Consider the following 2,098-nt stretch of genomic DNA (forward strand, 5'->3'; position numbering starts at 1 on the left):
GCCCGGACCGCCGGTCGGGGTGAACGACGCGGGTCGGGGGACGCCGCCGGTGGCGGGCGACGGAAGGCCACCGGGCAGGGTGGGCAGCGGGATGCCGCCCGGCAGCCCTCCCGGCGCGCCCGAGCCGAACTCCCCGGGCGTGAACCCGGCCGGGTCGGGCAGCGGTGGGATCTGGGCGCCGGGTCCGAGGCCGTCCAGCCCGGGCAGCGGGGCGCCTCCCGGCAGTTCTCCGGGGTTGAAGGGCGTGAGAGGACCCGGCTGCCCCGAACCGCTCAGGTCGGGGATGTCGGCTCCCGGAGGAGGGGTGATGCCCCCGAAGTCGTTGATGCCGGGAGGTGCGCCGTCCACGGTCTTGTCGGTCCCGGGCGGCAGTTCGATGTCCGCCGCGTTGGGGATCTCCAGGCCCGGGCCACTGGAACCGTCGCCGGGGTCGGTCCGGTTGAACAGCTCGTCCCAGTCCGGCGTGTTGGAGCCGTCACCGGGGTCCGTCCGGTTGAACAGCTCGTCCCAGTCCGGCGTGTTCGGGCCGTCGCGGTTGAGGAGCCGGTCGACGAAGTCCTTGTAGTCGTCGTCGTTCGGACCGCCCGAGCCGCCGTTGCCGAGCGGGTTGGGCAGGTTGCCCAGGTTGCCGTCCCCCTTCGGCGTCACGACCGGCCGGGGCTCCACCTGGAGGGTGACGCTGTCGTACTCGGCCGCCAACGTCTTGAGCACCTTGCGCATGTCGTTGCTCATCATGGTGACGACCTGCTGGTTCCAGTTGATCCAGATGTTGCCGTTGTCCATCCGGAACCGGATGTGGCCTTCCTCGCCCGACCGGGGTTCGATCACCGGCTGCCCGGTCCGGTGGTCGAACTGCGTCTCGACCCCGTTGTAGGCGTTCGCGATCCGGGCGATCTCGGCGGAGTAGTGGCGGTTGATCTCCCAGACGGTCCGGCGGGCCCAGTCCAGGTAGTCACCGGCCGCCCACAACTGCTGTGGGGCCGACTGCGTGCCCGCCGGACCGCCCGCGATCTGCTCGGCGGCGTAGCGGAACGCGTCGGTGAGGGGCTTCATCAGCGTCTGGAACGCCTCGGACGCCTCGCCCCGCCAGGGCCCGTCCTCGCCGGTGAGGGACTTGACCTGCTGCTCCAGGTTGACGCCGACCGCCTTCAGCGCCTCCTGCACCCAGCGCAGGTCCTCCGCGGCGTTCCACAGGGACGCGGGGTTGGACACCGTCTCCATGCGCTGCTCGATGGACACCCGGTCGATCGGACGACCGTCGGAGTCGGTCTTGCCGACCGCCGCCGCACCCGTGATCACGGCCTGGATCTGCTTCCAGTCCATGGTGTCGTAGTCCGCCGGCGACCCTTCTCCGGTGCCGTCGCCGACGCCGTAGACGCCGTCGGTCTTGGGGTCGTGGACCGTCCCGTTGACGGGCTCTGACGGTGTCTCTTCCGAGTCGGGCATCCTCGATCGCCTTCAGCTCGTCCTGGTGGGTCAGTCCTTGGCGTCCGGATCGGCGTCCGGGTCGGTGGTCTCGCCACCAGCGCCGCCGGTGGCCCCGCGGTCCAGGCCGAGCTGCGTCGGGTCGAAGCTCCCCTCGCCCAGGCCGTTGACCTGGAGCCCGGTGGTCTTGCCGATGTAGGCCATCGCGTCCTGGATGTGCTCGTCGAGCTTCACCGCCGTGAGGCCGTTGAGCTCTTCGGTGGTGTCGTAGTCGTGGGCGAGCCGCTCCAGGTCCAGCGCCGTGACCTCCAGCGCGTCGATCGCCTTGAGCAGGAACTCCTCGACCGAGGGCGCCAGGCCACCGGGCCCGGTGACCTTCCCCACCAGCTGACCGGCGTGGTAGAACGCCCCGGGGGCGAGCTGGATCCTCCGCACCTTGTCCAACGCCTCCACCAGCAGCTCCTTGAGCCGGCGGAGGTTGCGCGCGAACGTCTTGAGCGCCTCGGTGTTGACCACGGTGGCGCCGGTGGGGCCGGTCGTCCGAGGTGGCTGCGGGACGCTGCCGTCCAGATCAGGCGTGTCGCCGGCGTAGGTGCTCGTCGGCGGCGTCGTGTCGCCGGTGTAGGGGACGGCGTCGTCGACCCGGTCCCAGTCGAGCTTCATCGGGTGAGCT

At 71.0% G+C, this 2,098-nt stretch carries 1 protein-coding gene and 1 pseudogene; both read right to left on the bottom strand.

Annotated features, from left to right (window positions below):
• Nucleotides 1–1,446: pseudogene (locus tag AB0G02_RS36700) on the bottom strand (hypothetical protein); the annotation flags it as partial.
• Nucleotides 1,447–1,476: 30 nt separating this feature from the next.
• A partial coding sequence (locus AB0G02_RS36705) for a hypothetical protein (protein ID WP_360804046.1) occupies nucleotides 1,477–2,098 on the bottom strand: 622 nt, incomplete at its 5' end.

Origin of the sequence: Actinosynnema sp. NPDC023658 (assembly GCF_040639995.1) — a bacterium.
In the GTDB taxonomy this organism is placed as follows: domain Bacteria; phylum Actinomycetota; class Actinomycetes; order Mycobacteriales; family Pseudonocardiaceae; genus Actinosynnema.